Here is an 18,771-nt window from a genome sequence, read left to right on the forward strand (position 1 = left end):
TGGTGCCAGGCATGTTGCGTGGGTTGATCACCGAAACTTGCTGGGAGGGGGGCGATGAGTATGGGTCTCTACACAACTCCCAGAAGCTGAAACAACTCCCAGAGCCTTACATAAATCCCAGAGGCTGACACAACTCCCTGAGCCTCACATAATTCCTAGAGGCTGACACATGACCCTGTGGTGAGCGGGCTTGCCCCGCGTTGGGCTGCGCAGCAGCCCCAAAACCAGACGCTGGGTTCTAACAGAAAAATCCCAACTTTTGCTGGCTGAGTACATATCCGTTGCTGCGGTAACGGCCGCCTAGGGTTCTGCTCTTACAGCAGGTCTTTTTTGTAAAGGCCGGCATGCCAGCCCAGCCAAAAGTAACCAAAAGGCCTTCGCCCCACCACTCGGCAACTCGCCTAGGCTCGGTGTGCCCGTAATCCGACATTGATTTGGGGGGCCGCCGCCACGCGCCGTCCATGGCGCAGGGCCGCTAAACCGGCATCCCTGCCGGTTTACCCCCCAAATCAATGTCGAATTCCGGCCATCGTGGTTGACGGGGCGATTTCAGATCAAAAGCAAGGCCGCGGCGGCCTTAGAGCCGACCGGGTTCTCAGCTCCAACTCCGTCCAAATGTGGGAGGGGGCTTGCTCCCGATGAGGGTGTGTCAGTTGATGCAGCTGTGACTGACCCACTGCTATCGGGAGCAAGCCCCCTCCCACAGTTTGATCTCCATAGATCAGACAGATAGGTCCTAGCCTGCTGTCCTGCTTTTGCTCTGCTTTTGCTCTGCTTTTGCTCTGCTTTTGCTCTGCTTTTGCTCTGCTTTTGCTCTGCTTTTGCTCTGCTTTTGCTCTGCTTTTGCTCTGCTTTTGCTCTGCTTTTGCTCTGCTTTTGATCTGGCTTTTACATCCTTTTCACTGACGAAGTCAGCGGTCTGTTGATCTGCGCTTTTGATTGTGTGAATCGCCCCCGCCCACATTCGACCTTCAGTACCTGAGGCCTCACCGAAAGAACTCCCCCGGCGTCGCATCAAACTGCTGGCGAAACGCATTGATAAACGCCGACGTCGACTCATACCCACACCCCAGCGCCACATCCGTCACGCGCTCGCCTTGCTCCAGGGCGGGCAGGGCGCTCAGCAGGCGTAGGCGCTGGCGCCAGGCGCGGAAGGTCAGGCCGGTATCCCTCAAAAACAAGCGGCTGAGCGTCTTTTCGCTAAGCCCCAGTTTTTCGCTCCATTGCCCCAGTGTGGTCTGCTGCTCCGGGCGCAGGTTCAAGCTGCGGTAGATCTGTCGTAAACGTGGGTCGAGGGGCAGTGGCAGCATCAAGTCCACCTGGGGCGCGGCGGCGAGTTGGTCGAGTACCACTTGGGCCAGGCGCCCCTCGGGACCGTCCTCGGCATATTCCACCGGCAGCTCGCTGAAGCTGCGGATCAATTCGCGCAACAGGCTGCTCACCTCCAGCACGTGGCAACACTCCGAGGCCCAGGCGGTCACGCTACAATCGAGGTACAGGCTGCGCATTTCGGTGTGGGGCGAGCTGAACACGCGGTGCGGCATGCCCGCCGGGATCCACACCGCCCGCTGCGGCGGCGCGACAAAGCGGCCGGCGCTGGTCTGGATCTCCAGCACGCCTGAAATCGCGTAAGACAATTGCACCCACGGGTGACTGTGGCGCCGGGTCAACGCGCGATTGGGCAAGGATTCGGTGCGCCCGTACACCGGCCGTGGCAGGCTGGACAGCCCGGGGATGCTGCGGCGCACCGTTTTGTCATGTCCTTTAGGCGGCATTTACTGGCTCATTGGCGTTAGTCGGTAACAAGCCGTTACGTTAGAGTCGCGGTGACGCTCTTGGCAACCCCTGGAAGATCCGCTTATGACACGCCCTCGTTTTCTGCCCGACAACTTCACTCTGACCCTGATCGCCACGGTGATCCTCGCTTCCTTGCTGCCCGCCAGCGGCCAGACCGCCGTAGCCTTCGGTTGGGTCACCAACCTGGCCATCGCGCTGCTGTTCTTCCTGCATGGCGCCAAGCTGTCGCGCCAGGCCATCGTTGCCGGGGCTGGCCACTGGCGCCTGCACTTGCTGGTGTTCAGCCTGACCTTCGTGCTGTTCCCCTTGTTGGGCCTGGCGCTCAAGCCGGTGCTGTCGCCGCTGATCGGCAAAGACCTGTACATGGGCATGCTTTACCTCTGCGCCTTGCCGGCCACCGTGCAATCGGCGATTGCGTTCACTTCGCTGGCGCGGGGCAATATACCGGCGGCGATTTGCAGCGCGGCGGCGTCGAGCCTGTTCGGTATCTTCCTTACGCCGCTGCTGGTGACGTTATTGCTCAACGTGCACGGCGAAGGCAGCTCCACGGTCGATGCCATCCTGAAAATCAGCGTGCAACTGCTGCTGCCTTTTATCGCCGGGCAAATCGCGCGGCGCTGGATCGGCGAGTGGGTGGGCCGCAATAAGGCCTGGCTCAAATTCGTCGACCAAGGCTCGATCCTGCTGGTGGTCTACGGCGCATTCAGCGAAGCGGTCAACGAAGGCATCTGGCATCAGATCCCACTGTGGGAACTGGGCGGTCTGGTGGTGGCCTGCTGCGTGTTGCTGGCCTTGGTGCTGGTGGCGTCGAGCGTGCTGGGCAAGGCGTTTGGCTTCAATCAGGAAGACCGGATCACCATTTTGTTCTGCGGTTCGAAGAAGAGCCTGGCCACCGGCGTACCCATGGCACAAGTGCTGTTTGCCGGGGCGAGCATGGGGGTGTTGATTTTGCCGTTGATGCTGTTTCACCAGATCCAGTTGATGGTCTGCGCGGCGTTAGCGCAGCGGTATGCCAAGCGTCCTGAAAGCGTTCCGGAGTTGATGGCGCAGGTAGATCCTTGATTCAAACCGACGAATAACCTCAAGTTACTGCTCAGCCCGGCGACTTACTGCTTACTGGCCCAAGAAGGAGTGTCGGCATGAGCAGTAAAGGTATTTCGGTAATCGCAGGCCTCCTCGGCCTATGGGCAAGTACATGCGGCGCGGCGCAGTCCGTGGGGCAGGGCACCATCGCGTTCAGTGGCAGCATCGTCGAGCCAGGGTGTGCGACAAATGCGCGCAGTGGGCTGGTGACGGAAGGCAAGGGCTGTGTCGCTTCCGGTCGTGCCAATCGCTTCGACGTGCGCAGTTTGATGCCGGTGGCGGGTGTCGCCGTTCCCCGGCTATCGCCTGTTGCAGACAGCGGCCTTGGGCGTGATCACGATCAGCGGTATGTGCTGGTAGACAGCGCCGGCCAGCCGATTGTGTCGGGCAAGTACGTCGTCACTGTGACCACACCGTGACAAAACTGAGGGTGTCTTGAGGGGTATCGGCGTCAACAGCCAGCCGAGAAACCTATAGAATGCCAAGCGGCGGCGCTTGTCCTGGGTGGCCGTTTGATCATCGCCAGAGTACCTCGCCTTTCAATGAGCATTTCAGCCGCAACCCCCCAAGCCAACTGGCAACCGGTCATCGCCCTTGCGCTGGCCGCGTTTGTGTTCAATACCACCGAATTCGTACCGGTCGGCCTGCTGAGCGCCATTGGTGCCAGCTTCGACATGCCCGTGTCCAGCGTCGGCCTGATGCTCACCATCTACGCCTGGATCGTGTCCCTGACCTCACTGCCGGTGATGCTGCTGACCCGTAACGTCGAGCGGCGCAAATTGCTGATCGTGCTGTTCGGCATGTTTATCCTCAGCCATATCCTTTCCAGCGTGGCCAACAGTTTTGGCTTGCTGATGGTCAGCCGGATCGGCATTGCCTTGTCCCATGCGTTGTTCTGGTCGATCACCGCGTCCCTCGCGGTGCGCCTGGCGCCGGAGGGCAAACAGGTGCAAGCCCTCGGTTTGCTGGCCACCGGTACGTCATTGGCGATGGTGTTGGGGATTCCTCTGGGGCGTCTGCTCGGCGAGGCCATGGGCTGGCGCACTACCTTCCTGGTGATCGGCGCTTTCGCCGCCGCTCTCGTGTTCTGGCTGGCACGCACGTTGCCACCGTTGCCGAGCCAGAACTCCGGTTCCCTGCGCAGCCTGCCGCTGCTGTTCAAGCGCCCGGCGCTGGTGGCGCTTTACGTGCTCACCGCGCTCACGGTGACCGCGCAATTCACCGCCTACAGCTACATCGAACCCTTCGTCGAAGGCGTGGCCGGGATGGATGGCAGCGCCGTGACCCTGATCCTGCTGGTCTTCGGCGGCGCGGGCATCATCGGCTCGTTGCTGTTCAGCCTGGTGCACCGCTTCAACCCGCACCTGTTTGTGGTCGGCGCGGTGTTTATCCTGGCCGCGTGCCTCACGCTGATGCTGCCCTTGAGCGGCGCCGAGTCGTACCTGGTGATCCTGAGCATTTTCTGGGGCATGGCGATCATGGGCTTCGGCCTGGCCATGCAATCCAAAGTGCTGGTACTGGCGCCGGACGCCACTGACGTAGCCATGGCGATGTTCTCCGGCATCTACAACATCGGCATTGGCGGCGGCGCCCTGATGGGCAGTTGGGTCGGCAGTCACTTCGGTTTCGCCTGGATTGGCGTGGCGGGGGGGATGCTGGCGGCGGTGGCGTTGATCGGGTATTGCCTGGCGATTCGCAGGTTCGGCACGGGTGTGGCACAAAGCTGATGCAGGAGCGAGCCAGCTCGCTCCTGCAGGTTGACGGCGTTACAGCCCAGCCAACAGCGCCTTCAACTTCTCCTGATCCCGCGCAAACTGGCGAATGCCTTCGGCCAGTTTTTCGGTGGCCATTGCATCTTCATTCGACGCCCAGCGGAACTGCGCTTCGGTCAACGGTTGGCGCGCTTCACCGGCCGCCCCAGGTTGCAGCTTGCGTTCCAGCGGCCCGTTGTCTTCAGCCAGTTTTTGCAGCAAGTCCGGGCTGATGGTCAGGCGATCACAGCCGGCCAGTTGTTCGATCTGGCTGAGGGTACGGAAGCTGGCGCCCATCACCACGGTCGGGATGGCGTTGGCTTTGTAGTAGTTGTAGATGCGCGTCACCGACTGCACGCCTGGGTCTTCAGCCCCGGTGTAGTCCAGGCCTGTGCTCTTGCGGTACCAGTCGTAGATGCGGCCCACGAACGGCGAGATCAGGAACACGCCAGCGTCGGCGCAGGCCTGAGCCTGGGCGAAGGAGAACAGCAGGGTGAGGTTGGTCTGGATGCCGGATTTTTCCAGACGTTCGGCGGTGCGGATGCCTTCCCAGGTGGAGGCCAGTTTAATCAGCACGCGGTCGCGGCCGACGCCGGCCTGGTCGTACAGGGCGATCAATTGGTTGGCCTTGGCCCACAGCGCGTCTTCATCGAAGGACAGACGCGCGTCGACTTCAGTGGAGATGCGCCCCGGAATCACCTTGAGAATGCCGCAGCCCACTGACACCGCGAAGCGGTCACACGCCAGGCCTACATCGCCTTTGGATGACGACACCGCATTGCGCAGCAATTCGGCGTATTCCGGGATCGCAGCGGCTTTGAGCAGCAGTGACGGGTTAGTGGTGGCGTCGACAGGGCGCAGGCGGCTGATGGCTTCCAGGTCGCCGGTGTCGCAGACCACGGTGGTGAATTGCTTGAGTTGTTCGAGCTTGGACGTCATGAGCGGCTGTCTCCAAAAAATAGGTTATTGGTTGAGGGCCTGTGCGGTATCCAGGTCGGTGATCAGGATGTCCAGGTAGCCGCCCTTGAGCGCGCCGCGTATCGCCTGGACCTTGTTCAGCCCGCCGGCCAGGCCGAGCACGCGGTGGATTGAGCGCAGCTTGGGCAGTGCCACCGACACCACGAATTCTTCATCTTCTTCCAATACCGGCTTGCCCTGGGCATCGAAGTAGCGCAGGCAGATATCGCCCACCGCACCGCGCTCGGCCAGCAGGCGCAGCATGTCCTCGGTGTAGTAGTTGCCGCTGTTGCGCAGCAATTGCGAGGGCTCCAGGTCGCCGATGCCGACGATCGCCAGGGTGATGCTGTCAAAGCGTTGCAGCACTTCCTTGACCTCTTCCATCTGCACGATGCGCTGCTTGCTCTGCACCGATTGCTCAATGCTTTGGGACGGCAGCAAATACGCCGGGCAGTTGAGCAGGGTGGCCAGGCGTTGGGTCAGCAAGGTGGCTTCGAACGCGCCTTTGTTGCCGACGCCACCGAGCAGTTGCACCACTTCCTCGGCGCCTTGCTTGCCCGACTGCGCATGCAGGTGGCCGACCATGGCGCGAATAGTGCTGCTCCACGATGAAATGCCGATATGGTCCTGGGGCGACAGGCTGGTTTCCAGGTAGTGCGCAGCGGCCGAGCCGATGGCTTGCTTGATGCTTTCGTCATTTCCGGCCTCGGTGGCTTCCACCACGATCACCCGGCGCACGCCGTAGCGACGTTGCAATTGGGTTTCCAGTTCCAGGTGCAGGCCTTGCAGGCGCATCACGCTGATCTTCACTACGCCTTCCTGCAGCGCCCGGCGCAGGGCGCGGCTGATAAAGGACTGGGACAGGTCCAGTTGCGTGGAGATTTCGGACTGCTTGAGCCCTTCTTCGTAATAGAGGCTCGCGATCTTGGTGATCAGGCGCTGTTCTTCGATCTGGCTCATGAAAGCCTCAGTTATTGACACAATGGCCGTGAGGATACCAAACCCTTACGACATGATCAGGCCGCCGTCGATATTGATCGCCTGGCCGGTCAGGTACGCCGCGTCGTCGGAGGCCAGGAAGGCTACCAGACCCGCCACATCCGAGGGTTTGCCGGCACGGCGCAGGGGGATGTTCTTGACCCACTCGGCCATCAATTCACCCTTGCCGTAGCGTTTTTCGTCGGTGCTGAGGATCTCGCCCCACACGCGGTCGTTGTAGTCCCACATCTCGCTTTCGATGATGCCGGGGCAGAATGCGTTGACGGTGATGTTATGCGGCGCCAGCTCCAGGGACAGGCTTTGGGTGATGCCGATCACGCCCATTTTGCTGGCTGCGTAGTGCGGTGTGTAGATAAAACCCTGGCGACCTTGCCCGGACGAGGTGTTGATCAACCGCCCGCTGCCTTGCTTGACCATGTACTTGGCCGCTTCCCTGCACCCCAGCCACACGCCGGTGGTGTTGACCTGTAGCACCTTATCGAAATCAGCGCGGGGCATTTTGTCGTAGTGGTCGATGGTGATGATGCCGGCGTTCTGCACCGACACGTCGATGCTGCCGAAGCGGGCGTGGCCTTCGCGGTAGAGCTTCTCGATATCGCTTTCGTTGGTGACGTCGATGCCGAGGGCGAGGGCGCTCACGCCGTATTCCTGCGCCAGTTGGTCGGCGGTGAACGTCACGCGCTCCAGGTCGTTGGAGGCCAGCACCAGGTTGGCGCCTTCCTGAGCGAAGCGCTCGGCTATGCCGGCACCAATGCCACGGCAGGCGCCGGTGATCACGATGGTTTTACCGCTGAAACGTTGCGACATCACAAGACTCCTTACCAGCACACAAAGCCGCCATCGACCAACAGGTCGACACCGGTGCAGAAAGATGACGCCTGGCTGACCAGGAAAATTGCCGGGCCGACCATTTCTTCCACGCTGGCCATACGGCCCATGGGCGTGGTCTGTTCAAAGATCTTCACCTGGTCGGCGACTTCCGGGCGCGAGTTCATCGGCGTGGCGGTGTAGCCGGGGCTGATGCAGTTGACGCGCAGGCCCTTGTCGGCCCATTCCATCGCCAGGCTTTTGCTCAGGTGGATCACCCCAGCCTTGGAGGTGTTGTAGTGCGCCTGCAACAGGCCACGGTTGACGATGCTGCCGGACATGGAGGCGATGTTGACGATTGCACCTTTGCCACGCGGCAACATCACGGCGGCCTGGGCCTGGCAGCTGAGGAAGATGCCGGTGAGGTTGATGTCCAGTGTGGTTTGCCAGCGTTGCAGTTCCAGGTCTTCGGCGGCCTGGGCGTTGGCGATGCCGGCGCAGTTGACCGCGACGCTGAGTTCGCCGAGTTCCTGTTCGGTTCGTGCGACCGCTGCATCCAGTGCGGCGCGCTCGGTGACGGTGCCGCTCAACGCCAAGGCGCGACGGCCCAGCGCCTGGATGCGTTCTACCGTGCTGGCAATGCCGGGGCTGCCCGGAAGATCAAAGCAGGCGACATCTGCGCCGGCTTCGGCCAGCCCGACAGCGATGGCTTGGCCGATGCCGCTGCCGGCGCCGGTGACAAAGGCCACTTGGCCCTGAAGACTGAAAAGCTGCATGGATAACTCCGTTATTTGAAATCACAGTGGACCCGTGTGGGAGGGGGCTTGCTCCCGATAGCAGTGGTTCAGTGACAGATGCTTCTACTGACACTCCCTCATCGGGGGCAAGCCCCCTCCCACATTTGATCGCCATTGTTTGTGAGGACCTGGTTCCTAGGCGGTGGCCATTTCCATCACCGACACCGGTGTGGCCTCGCCACGCTCCAGAATCCCCATCTGCCGGCCTCGGCTCATCACCATCACCCGATGGGACAAGCCCAGCACTTCATCCAGGTCGGAACTGACCACGATCACCGCCATGCCCTTGGCCGCCAAGTCCGCGATCACTTCATAAATCGCCGCCCGTGCACCCACGTCGATGCCGCGTGTTGGCTCATCCAGAATGAACACCTTGGGGTTGCGTGCCAGCCACTTGGCGATGATTACCTTCTGCTGGTTGCCGCCGGACAAACTGGAAATCCGCGACTGCGGCGAACCTTTCACGCCGAGCCGCGCCACCGCCGTTCGGGCGAATTCACGCAGCGGGGCAGGGAGCACCCAACCGCGTTTGTCCAGCAGGTCGGTGTTGCCGTAGACCAGGTTGTCTTCGATGCGATGTTCCACGACTACGCCTTGCTGTTTGCGGTCTTCAGGTACCAGCACTACACCGGCCTGAATCGCTTCAAACGGGCTGCGCAGCTGGCGCACCTCACCGTCCAGCACCATCTGCCCCTTGATGTCCTGGGCCGCACCGGCAATGGTGCGCACCAGCTCCGTACGCCCGGCGCCGACCACGCCGGCAATGCCGAACACTTCGCCGGCACGCACGCTGAAGTCGATGCCATGCAAAGCGAATTCGCGGCAGGTCAGGTCTTTGACCTGCAACATCACCTGCTCCTGCGGCGCCTGCAGCGCGGGGAAAATCCGCTCCAGGCTGCGCCCGACCATCTGCTCCACCAGCTCGCGCACCGGCACTTGCGCGGTGGCATGCAGGGCGATCTGACGACCGTCGCGCAGCACCAGCACGCGGTCGGCGATGCGCGCGATTTCTTCCAGGCGATGGCTGATATAGATAAACGACACGCCTTCTGCTTTCAGCCGTTCCACCTGCTTGAACAGCAACTCGGTTTCTTCAGCGCCCAGCGCAGCGGTGGGTTCATCGAGGATCAGCAAGCTGGCCTTCAAGGTCAGCGCCTTGGCGATTTCCACCAATTGCTGGGCCGCCACACTCAGGCCTTCGACCTTGCGCGACGCCGGCACGTTGAGCCCCAGGCGTTCCAGTTGGATCTGCGCCTGGGCCTCGATGTAGTCGCGATCGACCCGCCCGTAACGCATGGGCAGGCGACCGACGAAGATGTTCTCGGCGATCGACAGTTGCGGCAGCAGACGGATTTCCTGGTGGATCAGGCCGATACCTGCGCCCAGTGCCGCACCCGGCGAGGCGGGTGCATACGGCGCGCCGAGCCAGGTCATGCTGCCGCCAGCTTCGGGTTGCACGAGGCCTGCGATGATCGACGACAAGGTCGACTTACCGGCACCGTTTTCACCGAGCAGGGCCAGCACTTCACCGCGGCGAATATCCACATTGACCTGGGACAACACCTGCACCGGGCCGTAGGCCTTGCTGATATTGCGCAGGCACAGCACCGCATCGGCGCTGCTATCCAGAGCTGCTGCTTGCATGACGACCTCCAAGGCTTACGGGTGCTGTTGCAGGAACGGCGCGACGTTTTCTTTGGTGGTCAGCACGGTGGGCAGCAGTTGCTCCTTGGGCACGGCCTTGCCGGCTTTGAGATCAATCGCCGAGGCCACGGCCAGGCGCCCCATTTTCTGGGTCTGCTGAGTCATGGTGGCGTTGAGCACGCCGCTTTCGACGGCCTTGAGCCCGGCGACGTCGCCGTCAAAACCGACGACCACGACCTTGTGATCCAGGTTGCCGACCTTCACCGCTTGGGCTGCGCCCAGGGCCATGGCATCGGCGCGGCCGAAGAATACGGTGATATTCGGATCACGCTGGAGCAGGTCCTGGGCCACGGCGAAGCCTTTGTCTTGAGCCCATTCGGCGGGTTGCTGGGCCACGACCTTGAGGTCCGGGAAGGCTTTCAGGCCCTCCTCGAAACCCTTGGCGCGATCATTCTCCGGCGTGGTGCCGAGTTGGCCTTGCAGGATCGCAATGCGGCCTTTGCCGTCGGTGATCTTGCCCACGTACTCGGCCAGGGTCTTGGCGCCGGCCACGCTGTCGCTGGCGATAAAGGTGTCGCCTGGTGCGTCGGGGGCGTTGCGGTCCACGGCGATCACCGGGATACCGGCGGCCTTGGCGGCTTTGACGGGCACACCGGCGGCGGTAGCACCGGCGGGGATGTAGATCAGCACGTCGATCTGGCGGGTGATCAGGTCTTCAATCTGGCTGACCTGGGTCGAGGAGTTGCCTTGGGCGTCCACGGTGATCACCTTGATCCCCTTGGCCTTGCCCTCGGCTTCCACCGATTGCTTGATCTGGTTGAAGAAGTCGGCCTGCAGGTTGGCCACGGCCAGGCCGATGGTCAGGTCCTTGGCCCAGGTGGTGCCGGCAGCGGTAAGGGTCGCGGCCGCCAGAGCAGTGGCGATAAGCAGTTTCTTGGGGCTGAACATGTCGGTGACTCCTGGTTTTATTGTTGGAGGGTGTCAACTGTCGAACAGGTTTAACGGGCAGTACTGGAACGGCGTCGCAGGGTGTCGATGGTTACGGCGAGGGCGATGACCACGCCGATCACCACTTGTTGAATAAACGGGGAAACGCCCAGCAGGTTGAGGCCATTGCGCAACACGCCAATGATCAGCACGCCCACCAGGGTGCCGCCGATGCTGCCGACGCCGCCGCTGAGGCTGGCCCCGCCAATCACCACGGCGGCAATAGCGTCCAGTTCCAGGCTGAGGCCGGCACTGGGTTGGGAAGAGTCGAGGCGCGCCGCCAGGGTCACGGCGGCGATGCCGGCCAGCGCACCACTGATGGCGTACACCCACAAGGTAATCGCACGCACCTTGATGCCGGACAGGCGCGCCACTTCAGGGCTGCCGCCCATGGCGTAGAGGTTGCGGCCGCCGGCACGAAAGCGCAGGAACACCCACGCCACCAGCAGCATCACCAGAAACAGCCCGACGGTTGCCGAGAGAAAGCCGAAGTGCCGCACCGTGGCCAGGCTGGTGAACCACTCCGGGTAGCCGACGATCTGCCGGCCTTCGGTGAGGATATTCGCCAAGCCACGGGCCACCGACATCATGGTCAGCGTGGCAATAAAGGGCGGCAGCTTGGCGTAGGTGATCAACGCGCCGGACACCAGCCCGGCGAGCATCCCGGTGGCAATCGAGATCGGAATCGCGAAGCCCAGCGGCACTGCCTGATCCTGGTAGAGCCAGCCGAGCATCATCATCGAGAAGGCCAGCACCGAGCCTACCGACAGGTCGATGCCGCCGATGACGATCACCGCCGTCATGCCGATCGCCAGGATGCCCAGCACCGTGACCTGATCGAGGATGTTCAGGCCATTGCGCAAGGAGAAGAAGAATTCGGAACTGAAGGAGAAGACCAGCACCAGCAACACCAGCCCGATCAACGGGCCGCCGATGTTGCTGGGCAGCAGTTTCACAATACGTGGGCGGGGTGGCGGCTTGAGTTCGGCCGGGTGCTGGACAATAGCTTTGGCGTCCACAGTGTTCTCCTGATTTATTTTTTTTGGAGTGCTTTCAGGTCGCTTGAATATTTATGCGTGCCTGACTGTTAATTCAGATTCCAGTGACACCGTGGCAAAGTCAAGCGCTTAATTTTTCAGGTATGCCTCTAAACCGGCGCTTTCACCACGGCCAAAGCCACGGGATAGACCAGCCCGTGTGGGATTTTGCCCGTTTGTCCGAGGGATGTTTCTTCTATTTATTTCGTTTTTCCGTGGATCGCTCACTTGACCGCGCGGACGATCAGCGTCTAAATAGAAATATATTGTCACTGCTGAATAAATATTCAAACACAGCTTTGGACACTTTCACCTCACGTGGTCAGCCCCACAGGAGCCGCTGCATGAATGCCTTCCAGTACGACGCCCACCAGATCAAGGAACAGGCCCGCCTGATCCGCCGCCATGTGATCCACCTCAACGCCGATTCACCGGCGGGCGGTCACACCGGAGCGGACCTGTCGGAAACCGACATCCTCGCCACTCTGTACTTCCGCATCCTCAATACCGGCCCGGAACGCACTGAAGACCCTGATCGCGATATCTATATCCAGAGCAAGGGCCATGGCGTGGGTGGTTTGTATTGCTGCCTGGCACAGGCGGGCTATATCCCTACTGAATTGTTGCCCACTTACCAGCACTTCAATTCCCATTTGCCCGGCCATCCGGTACGCCAGAAAACCCCCGGCATCGAACTCAACACCGGCGCCCTTGGCCACGGCTTGCCAGTGGCAGTGGGGCTGGCATTGGCGGCAAAGATGTCCGGCAGCAAAAAACGCATCTACGTGCTGACCGGCGACGGCGAACTGGCCGAAGGCTCCAACTGGGAAGCCGCCATGGCGGCAGCCAAGTACGGGTTGGATAACCTGTTTGTGATCGTCGACAAGAACAAACTGCAACTGGCCGGCCTGACCGCCGAGATCATGCCGCTCGACCCACTGGACGTGAAATGGGCCGCCTTCGGCTTCACCGTCAGCGAATGCGATGGCAACGACGTGGGCCAGTTGATCGAAACCCTGGAAACCATGCAGACCCAAACCGGCGCGCCCCAGGTGCTGATCGCCCACACCATCAAAGGCAAGGGCGTGTCGTTTATCGAAGCCCGCCCTGAATGGCACCACCGTGTGCCGAAGGGCGATGAAATCAATGCAGCACTGGAGGAGTTGAACCATGGCGAGTGAACATTTGGCGAGTGTCATGGTGCAGGCCTTTATTGATGCAGTCGACGCCGGGTTGGACGTCGTGCCAGTGGTCAGCGATTCCACGTCTACGGCCAAGATCGGTCCGTTTATGCAGCGCTTTCCAGAGCGGTTGATCAATGTCGGGATTGCCGAGCAGTCCTTGGTCAGCGTCGCGGCGGGGCTGGCGCTGGGCGGTAAGATTGCAGCCACCTGCAATGCGGCGCCGTTTCTAATCTCTCGCGCCAATGAGCAGATCAAGGTGGACGTCTGCTACAACCAGGCCAATGTGAAAATGTTCGGCCTGAACGCCGGTACCAGCTATGGCCCGTTGGCCAGCACCCACCACAGCCTTGACGATATTTCTGTGATGCGCGGCTTCGGCAATGTGCAGATTTTTGCCCCGGCGGATGCCGTCGAGTGCCGGCAGATCGTCGATTACGCGCTGCGTTACCACGGCCCGGTGTATATCCGTCTCGATGGTAAAGCCTTGCCGGACGTCCACGGCGCCGACTATCAGTTTGTGCCCGGTCAGGTAGACATCCTGCGCCAGGGCGCCGATGTGAGCATCGTGGCCCTGGGCTCGGTGGTGCATGAAGCGGTGGATGCGGCGGCCTTGCTGGCGGAGCAGGGCATCCAGGCGCAGGTGATCAACCTGTCGTCGATCCGGCCCTTGCAGCGTGATGTATTGCTCAGCGCCTTGAGCGGCACCCGCGCCGTCATCAGCGTGGAAGAACACAACGTTAATGGCGGCGTCGGCAGCCTGGTCGCTGAAGTGCTGGCTGAAGCCGGGCTGGGCATTCCATTGATCCGCCTGGGTATCGGCGATGGCGAGTACGCCGCCGCCGGTGCCCGCGAACCGACCCGCGCCTTGCATAACATCGACGCGGCTGGGATCGTGGCGGCTGCCACTCGGTTGCGGTGAAATCAATGAATAACAACACCCCGCTGATCCTTGCGATAGATGAAGGCACCAGCAACGCCAAGGCGGTGCTGGTCAACGAACTGGGCCAGGTGATCGCGCGCGGTTCGCGGCCCTTGAGCATCAGTCATCCCCAGGCCGGGTTTTCCGAGCAGGACCCGCTGCTGATCTGGCAAAACACGTTGGCTGCGATTGAAGAGTGCCTGGCCCAGGTAGATCGGCCGATCACTGCGCTCGCGATCAGCAACCAGCGCGAATCGGTGGTGGCTTGGGATAGGCATACCGGTGAGCCATTGTCGCCGTGCATCAGTTGGCAGTGCCGACGCTCTACGGCGTTATGCACGCAACTGCATGCGCAGGGTCATGAAGCGCTGATCCTGGAAAAGACCGGGCTGGCGTTGGACCCGATGTTCTCGGCGGGCAAATTTCGCTGGATTCTCGACAACCTGGACAATGGTCACGCCCGCGCCGCTGCGGGTGATATTTGCCTGGGCACGGTCGACAGCTGGCTGTTGTGGCAACTCAGCGGCGGTCAGGTGTTCGCCACCGACTATTCCAATGCCGCACGCACCCAGTTGTTCAACCTGCACTCATGCGCCTGGGATCCTGAGCTTTTGGCACTGTTCGGCATTCCTGCTGCGGCCTTGGCGCCGATCCAGCCGAGCGCCGGGTTCTTCGCCGAAACCGTCGCCGTGGGCGGCTTGCCCGCCGGTATCCCGGTGATGTCGATGATTGGCGACTCCCATGCCGCGCTGTACGGGCAGGGCGGTTTTGCGCCGGGTTTGGTCAAGGCCACCCTCGGCACCGGTTCGTCCTTGATGACGCCCATGAGTGGCCCGATTGCGTCCACCCATGGCTTGTCCACCACATTGGCCTGGCATGACGGCAGCCAACCCACCTTCGGCATGGAGGGCAATATCGTCCATACCGGCGCTGCCGTGCAGTGGGCGTCGCGCCTGGTGGCTGGCGAATCCCTGGATGCCTTGACCGAACAGGCTGCGCAACTGCCGGATAACGGCGGTGTGTATTTTGTCCCGGCGCTGTCGGGCCTCGGCGCACCGCACTGGAAGGCCGACGCCCGTGGGCTGATCTGCGGGTTGACCGAAGCCACGTCCGGCGCGCACATCCTGCGCGCCTCGCTGGAATCCATCGGCTATCAGATTCGCGATGTGTTTGAGGCGATGCAACAAGACATCGGCAGTCCTTTGAAGGAACTGTGGGTGGACGGCGGCGCCACGCGCAATCGCTGGCTGATGCAGTTCCTTGCCAACCTGCTGCAACGCCCGGTGGTGCGCAGCCTGTCGCCGGAGGTGTCGGCGCTGGGCGCAGCGCACCTGGCGGGACGGGCGTTGGGCGTGTGGGCGAGTGATACGGCGCTGGGGCAGTTGGAGCGCCAGCGCGAGCGGTTTGAGCCGCAGGATGACCCCGCAATGGCAGGGCGTTATGCAGAGTGGAAAAAGGCTTTAGCCCGAACACTCCTCTAACGGCATATGCAAACCCACTGTGGGAGGGGCGGTGCGACGATTCGACTTGCCGCCGATGAACATAGGGATCTACATAACGTTGACTCAACACTGAACGTCCGGCAGATAGGGCTGTTGTGGCGAGCGGGCTTGTCCCGCGTTGGGCTGCGTAGCAGCCCCAAAACCAGCCTCAACAGAGTGTCTGATACACCGCATTCTTCTTGACTGGGGCTGCTTTGCAGCCCAACGCGGGACAAGCCCGCTCGCCACAGGGATATTTGTCAGCGTCTGAAAAGTTGTTTAGATACCCATGGTCATCGGGGGCAAGTCGAATCGTCGCACCGCCCCTCCCACATTTAGATCACGCCAGCCTTCAAGGCCGCCAGGTCTGCACATCCTTGGCATCCACCGCCTTGGGCAATAACCCCGCCTTGAAGAACGCATCGGCAATCTTCTGCTGCTCACCCAACTGATCCACCGTCACCGGCTGCACCTGATAACTGCGGTGCGCGTTCGCCGCTTCCACCGTGGCCACGTCCAGGTTGCCCCACAGCGGGCCGAGCACTTTCGCCGCTTCTTGCGGATGGGCTTTCACCCACTTGCCGGTCTTTTCCAATTCCCCATACACCACCTTCAGCACTTCTGGGTGCGCCTTGGCGTAGGGCGTGCCTGTCAGGTAGTAACGCTTGTAACTGGCGAGGCCTGCGCCATCGGCCAGGGTGCGGGTCGGCAGTTGGCGCTGCACGCTGGTGAGGAAGGGTTCCCAGGTGACCCAGGCGTCGACTTTGTTGTTCTCGAACGCCGCGCGGCCATCGGCTGGCGACAGGTAAGCCGGTTCGATATCCGAGAACGCCAGGCCAGCTTTATTCAGGGCGGCGATCAACAAATAGTGAGTGCCGGCAGCCTTGGTCACCGCGATTTTCTTGCCCTTCAAGTCCGCCAACTGTTGGATCGGCGAGTCCTTGCGCACCACGATGGCCTGGGCCGAAGGCGAGGGCGCTTCCTGGGCGAAGTAGGTGAGTTTGGCCTGGGCGGCCTGGGCGAAGATCGGCACGGTGTCAGCCACGTCGGCGCTGATGTCGACGTTGCCGACGTTCAGCGCTTCCAGCAGCGGCAGGCCGCTGGGGAACTCATGCCAGCTCACATCGATGTTGTCGGCCTTGAGGGCTTTCTCCAGGGTGCCCTGGGTCTTGAGCAGGGTGATCAGCGTGGAGGATTTCTGGTAACCGATGCGCACGGTTTCCTGGGCTTGCGCACTAAAGGCAACGGAAAAGGCCAGCAATCCTAATACAGCGGCGAGGGGACGACGAAGGGACATGGTGGGCTCGATCTTCAACGAAATAGCCCTGAGCTTAATGATCTAAAAACCATTCGATAAATACTCTTTCGATCTGAGCTTAGGATGCTTTCAGCCGCTTCCTGCCCGCTGGAACAGCTGGGCCATGGGCGGGTGCGCGGCTTCGATCATCAAGTAATACACCTCCGTTTCGCTGCCCCCGCGCGCCGAATGGGGTCGGTGGTGTGGCTCAGTCCACGCAGATCGCCCGGCCCAGCTTGCCTTTCTCTACCGTCGCCGAGCAGCCGAAGTGGCCGTTATCTACCTGGCACGCGCCGGTCACCGGGCCGTTGCCGGACTGGGTGGTGACACTGGTCTGGCACTCGCCTTCACACTGACTGGAGTCGGTGCACGCCTTGCCTGCGTCCTTATATGGTGTGATGCACTTCCAGCTTTGCAGCTTGCCGACTTGCTTCATGGTGCCGCCGCCCGCCAGGCAGGTGGACGCTGCAGCGTCCTGAGCGGGCGGGGTCGTGGTGCATGCCGATACCAGCAGTAAAGCGGCCAGGCCAATCATTAATTTCATGCAAAGTCCTCGTGGAGTGAGCGCAGCGGTGCAGTGTACGGGCATATGGACTACTTTGATTGACGAGCGATCCCCACCCGGTAATGACTCATGCACACGTTATGGAAGCGGTATGTGGCCCTGCTGGAAAATGACCTGAGCACTCAGATCTTCGACAATGTTAAAAACCTGCTGGTGTGCGCGCTGCTGTTCGCGGCGGGCACCAATACGCTGCTCGGGCAACGTGAACTCTTTATTGGCATGTTCGCGTCAAACGTGGCGGGCTGGGGGCTGATCATCCTGTCCACGGTGTTGATGCTGTTGAACGTCAGCGACGGCATTCGCCGGCTGGCCAAGCTGCGTTATCACTTGGCATTGCAGCTGTTGTTGATCCTGGTTTATCTGGTGGTGGCCGAGCGGGTTGTGGAGATTGTGTGGGGCTTCCGCGCCCATTGAAGTATCCTCCGCACCCCGCTTTCCACTGATTCAAAGACAGATGACAGGACAAGACATGCAGGCGCTGCTGGAGTCGATCCTCGACGAAGTGCGCCCACTGATCGGCCTCGGCAAAGTCGCCGACTACATTCCCGCGCTGGCCGATGTACCGGCCAACCAACTGGGCATCGCCGTGTATGGCAACGACGGTTCGGCCTACCGCGCCGGAGATGCCGATACGCTGTTCTCGGTGCAGAGCATTTCCAAGGTGTTCAGCCTGGTGCAGGCCATCGACCATGGCGGCGAATCCATCTGGGAACGCTTGGGCCACGAGCCGTCGGGGCAACCGTTCAACTCGTTGGTGCAACTGGAGTTCGAACGCGGTCGCCCGCGTAACCCCTTCATCAATGCCGGTGCGCTGGTGATCTGCGACATCAACCAATCACGCTTTGCGGTGCCGATCCTGTCGATGCGCGACTTCGTGCGGCGCCTGTCGGGAAACCCGCAGATCCTGGTCAACAGCGTCGTCGCCGACTCCGAAGCCCAGCACGGCGCGCGCAACGCGGCCATGGCCTACTTGATGAAATCCTTCGGCAACTTCCACAACGACGTGGATGCTGTACTGCATAGCTACTTCAACTACTGCGCCTTGCAGATGAGCTGCCTGGACTTGGCCAAGGCGTTCAGCTTCCTCGCCAACGAGGGCACGAGTGCCCACAGCGGCGAACAGATCCTCACCGCGCGCCAGACCAAGCAAGTCAACTCGATCATGGCCACCAGCGGGCTGTATGACGAGGCGGGGAATTTTGCTTATCGCGTGGGCTTGCCGGGCAAGAGCGGGGTCGGCGGCGGCATTGTCGCGGTGGTGCCGGGGCAATTTACCGTGTGCGTGTGGTCGCCGGAGTTGAACGCGGCGGGGAACTCACTGGCGGGGATCAAGGCGTTGGAGTTGTTGAGTGAGCGGATTGGGTGGTCGGTGTTTTGAGAGCGTTCCCACGCGCGTGGGAACGCTGATCTGGATGTCATGCCGCTGGAGGGGCGTCATCCAATGCTACGCTGCCGCCGCAGCCCAG

At 61.5% G+C, this 18,771-nt stretch carries 19 protein-coding genes; 8 read left to right on the top strand and 11 right to left on the bottom strand.

Annotated features, from left to right (window positions below):
* Positions 1–736: 736 nt before the first annotated feature.
* Both ACVWXD_RS07420 and ACVWXD_RS07425 read right to left on the bottom strand, forming a co-directional pair.
* Entirely contained in the window at positions 737–1,036 is a 300-nt protein-coding gene (locus tag ACVWXD_RS07420) for a hypothetical protein (protein ID WP_457371605.1), read from the bottom strand.
* Positions 987–1,775 (bottom strand): AraC family transcriptional regulator, encoded by a 789-nt coding sequence (locus ACVWXD_RS07425; protein WP_095184469.1) that lies wholly within the window; start codon positions 1,773–1,775, stop codon positions 987–989. Before ACVWXD_RS07425 ends, ACVWXD_RS07420 begins: the two co-directional genes overlap by 50 nt.
* An 85-nt stretch (positions 1,776–1,860) precedes the next feature.
* Here ACVWXD_RS07425 and ACVWXD_RS07430 point away from each other — a divergent pair, with 85 nt between their 5' ends.
* From ACVWXD_RS07430 to ACVWXD_RS07440, 3 genes are all read left to right on the top strand, one after another.
* Positions 1,861–2,859, top strand: a complete 999-nt coding sequence (locus ACVWXD_RS07430; RefSeq protein ID WP_099602696.1) for a bile acid:sodium symporter family protein — start codon at positions 1,861–1,863, stop codon at positions 2,857–2,859.
* A gap of 77 nt (positions 2,860–2,936) precedes the next feature.
* Positions 2,937–3,299, top strand: a complete 363-nt coding sequence (locus tag ACVWXD_RS07435) for a type 1 fimbrial protein (protein ID WP_095184471.1) — start codon at positions 2,937–2,939, stop codon at positions 3,297–3,299.
* A 123-nt stretch (positions 3,300–3,422) separates the two neighbouring features.
* Positions 3,423–4,607, top strand: a complete 1,185-nt coding sequence (locus ACVWXD_RS07440) for a sugar transporter (RefSeq protein WP_032889558.1) — start codon at positions 3,423–3,425, stop codon at positions 4,605–4,607.
* A 39-nt stretch (positions 4,608–4,646) separates the two neighbouring features.
* Here the strand turns inward: ACVWXD_RS07440 and tal are convergent, their stop codons facing one another.
* The 7 genes from tal to ACVWXD_RS07475 form a co-directional block, all read right to left on the bottom strand.
* Positions 4,647–5,570, bottom strand: coding sequence for a transaldolase (gene tal / locus ACVWXD_RS07445; protein ID WP_457370820.1), 924 nt, complete (start codon positions 5,568–5,570; stop codon positions 4,647–4,649).
* A 24-nt stretch (positions 5,571–5,594) separates the two neighbouring features.
* On the bottom strand, positions 5,595–6,548 hold the full coding sequence (locus ACVWXD_RS07450) for a sugar-binding transcriptional regulator (protein ID WP_181644162.1): 954 nt from the start codon (positions 6,546–6,548) through the stop codon (positions 5,595–5,597).
* A 45-nt stretch (positions 6,549–6,593) separates the two neighbouring features.
* Complete coding sequence (locus ACVWXD_RS07455) at positions 6,594–7,394, bottom strand: SDR family oxidoreductase (protein WP_122681258.1); 801 nt, start codon at positions 7,392–7,394, stop codon at positions 6,594–6,596.
* 11 nt (positions 7,395–7,405) lie between these two features.
* On the bottom strand, positions 7,406–8,185 hold the full coding sequence (locus ACVWXD_RS07460) for an SDR family oxidoreductase (protein ID WP_260368257.1): 780 nt from the start codon (positions 8,183–8,185) through the stop codon (positions 7,406–7,408).
* A gap of 141 nt (positions 8,186–8,326) precedes the next feature.
* On the bottom strand, positions 8,327–9,835 hold the full coding sequence (locus tag ACVWXD_RS07465; protein ID WP_032889548.1) for a sugar ABC transporter ATP-binding protein: 1,509 nt from the start codon (positions 9,833–9,835) through the stop codon (positions 8,327–8,329).
* Between the two features lie 15 nt (positions 9,836–9,850).
* On the bottom strand, positions 9,851–10,783 hold the full coding sequence (locus ACVWXD_RS07470) for a sugar ABC transporter substrate-binding protein (protein ID WP_032889545.1): 933 nt from the start codon (positions 10,781–10,783) through the stop codon (positions 9,851–9,853).
* Between the two features lie 50 nt (positions 10,784–10,833).
* Positions 10,834–11,841, bottom strand: a complete 1,008-nt coding sequence (locus ACVWXD_RS07475; protein WP_050442857.1) for an ABC transporter permease — start codon at positions 11,839–11,841, stop codon at positions 10,834–10,836.
* 362 nt (positions 11,842–12,203) lie between these two features.
* Between ACVWXD_RS07475 and ACVWXD_RS07480 the strand changes: the two genes are divergently transcribed.
* The 3 genes from ACVWXD_RS07480 to ACVWXD_RS07490 are packed head-to-tail and all read left to right on the top strand — an operon-like array spanning position 12,204 to position 15,443.
* Entirely contained in the window at positions 12,204–13,040 is an 837-nt protein-coding gene (locus ACVWXD_RS07480; protein WP_260368255.1) for a transketolase, read from the top strand.
* On the top strand, positions 13,030–13,962 hold the full coding sequence (locus ACVWXD_RS07485) for a transketolase family protein (RefSeq protein ID WP_181644163.1): 933 nt from the start codon (positions 13,030–13,032) through the stop codon (positions 13,960–13,962). The genes ACVWXD_RS07480 and ACVWXD_RS07485 overlap by 11 nt, the downstream gene beginning before the upstream one ends.
* 5 nt (positions 13,963–13,967) lie before the next feature.
* Positions 13,968–15,443, top strand: coding sequence for an FGGY family carbohydrate kinase (locus ACVWXD_RS07490; protein ID WP_032889537.1), 1,476 nt, complete (start codon positions 13,968–13,970; stop codon positions 15,441–15,443).
* A 352-nt stretch (positions 15,444–15,795) separates the two neighbouring features.
* On the opposite strand, the gene ACVWXD_RS07495 is transcribed toward ACVWXD_RS07490, so the two are convergent.
* Positions 15,796–16,740 (bottom strand): aliphatic sulfonate ABC transporter substrate-binding protein, encoded by a 945-nt coding sequence (locus ACVWXD_RS07495; protein ID WP_181644164.1) that lies wholly within the window; start codon positions 16,738–16,740, stop codon positions 15,796–15,798.
* 208 nt (positions 16,741–16,948) lie between these two features.
* Positions 16,949–17,284, bottom strand: a complete 336-nt coding sequence (locus ACVWXD_RS07500; RefSeq protein ID WP_032889532.1) for a hypothetical protein — start codon at positions 17,282–17,284, stop codon at positions 16,949–16,951.
* A gap of 90 nt (positions 17,285–17,374) precedes the next feature.
* Between ACVWXD_RS07500 and ACVWXD_RS07505 the strand changes: the two genes are divergently transcribed.
* Together ACVWXD_RS07505 and glsB are read left to right on the top strand one after the other, a co-directional pair.
* A complete protein-coding gene (locus ACVWXD_RS07505; protein WP_032889529.1) occupies positions 17,375–17,719 on the top strand; it encodes a hypothetical protein in 345 nt (114 codons plus the stop codon).
* Between the two features lie 55 nt (positions 17,720–17,774).
* Positions 17,775–18,683 carry a glutaminase B gene (gene glsB / locus ACVWXD_RS07510; RefSeq protein ID WP_032889526.1) on the top strand — a complete coding sequence of 303 codons (909 nt, stop codon included), beginning with the start codon at positions 17,775–17,777 and terminating at the stop codon, positions 18,681–18,683.
* The last annotated feature ends 88 nt before the right edge of the window (positions 18,684–18,771 follow it).

The organism is Pseudomonas sp. TE3911, from assembly GCF_054062775.1.

Bases quoted from the DNA above. Each gene is read 5' to 3' on its own strand.
- ACVWXD_RS07430 (WP_099602696.1), top strand. From the start codon at position 1,861: ATGACACGCCCTCGTTTTCTGCCCGACAACTTCACTCTGACCCTGATC.
- ACVWXD_RS07465 (WP_032889548.1), bottom strand. From the start codon at position 9,835: ATGCAAGCAGCAGCTCTGGATAGCAGCGCCGATGCGGTGCTGTGCCTG.
- ACVWXD_RS07480 (WP_260368255.1), top strand. From the start codon at position 12,204: ATGAATGCCTTCCAGTACGACGCCCACCAGATCAAGGAACAGGCCCGC.
- ACVWXD_RS07420 (WP_457371605.1), bottom strand. From the start codon at position 1,036: ATGCGTTTCGCCAGCAGTTTGATGCGACGCCGGGGGAGTTCTTTCGGT.
- ACVWXD_RS07435 (WP_095184471.1), top strand. From the start codon at position 2,937: ATGAGCAGTAAAGGTATTTCGGTAATCGCAGGCCTCCTCGGCCTATGG.
- ACVWXD_RS07505 (WP_032889529.1), top strand. From the start codon at position 17,375: ATGCACACGTTATGGAAGCGGTATGTGGCCCTGCTGGAAAATGACCTG.
- glsB (WP_032889526.1), top strand. From the start codon at position 17,775: ATGCAGGCGCTGCTGGAGTCGATCCTCGACGAAGTGCGCCCACTGATC.
- ACVWXD_RS07450 (WP_181644162.1), bottom strand. From the start codon at position 6,548: ATGAGCCAGATCGAAGAACAGCGCCTGATCACCAAGATCGCGAGCCTC.
- ACVWXD_RS07485 (WP_181644163.1), top strand. From the start codon at position 13,030: ATGGCGAGTGAACATTTGGCGAGTGTCATGGTGCAGGCCTTTATTGAT.
- ACVWXD_RS07495 (WP_181644164.1), bottom strand. From the start codon at position 16,740: ATGTCCCTTCGTCGTCCCCTCGCCGCTGTATTAGGATTGCTGGCCTTT.
- ACVWXD_RS07425 (WP_095184469.1), bottom strand. From the start codon at position 1,775: ATGCCGCCTAAAGGACATGACAAAACGGTGCGCCGCAGCATCCCCGGG.
- ACVWXD_RS07500 (WP_032889532.1), bottom strand. From the start codon at position 17,284: ATGAAATTAATGATTGGCCTGGCCGCTTTACTGCTGGTATCGGCATGC.
- ACVWXD_RS07440 (WP_032889558.1), top strand. From the start codon at position 3,423: ATGAGCATTTCAGCCGCAACCCCCCAAGCCAACTGGCAACCGGTCATC.
- ACVWXD_RS07470 (WP_032889545.1), bottom strand. From the start codon at position 10,783: ATGTTCAGCCCCAAGAAACTGCTTATCGCCACTGCTCTGGCGGCCGCG.
- tal (WP_457370820.1), bottom strand. From the start codon at position 5,570: ATGACGTCCAAGCTCGAACAACTCAAGCAATTCACCACCGTGGTCTGC.
- ACVWXD_RS07490 (WP_032889537.1), top strand. From the start codon at position 13,968: ATGAATAACAACACCCCGCTGATCCTTGCGATAGATGAAGGCACCAGC.
- ACVWXD_RS07455 (WP_122681258.1), bottom strand. From the start codon at position 7,394: ATGTCGCAACGTTTCAGCGGTAAAACCATCGTGATCACCGGCGCCTGC.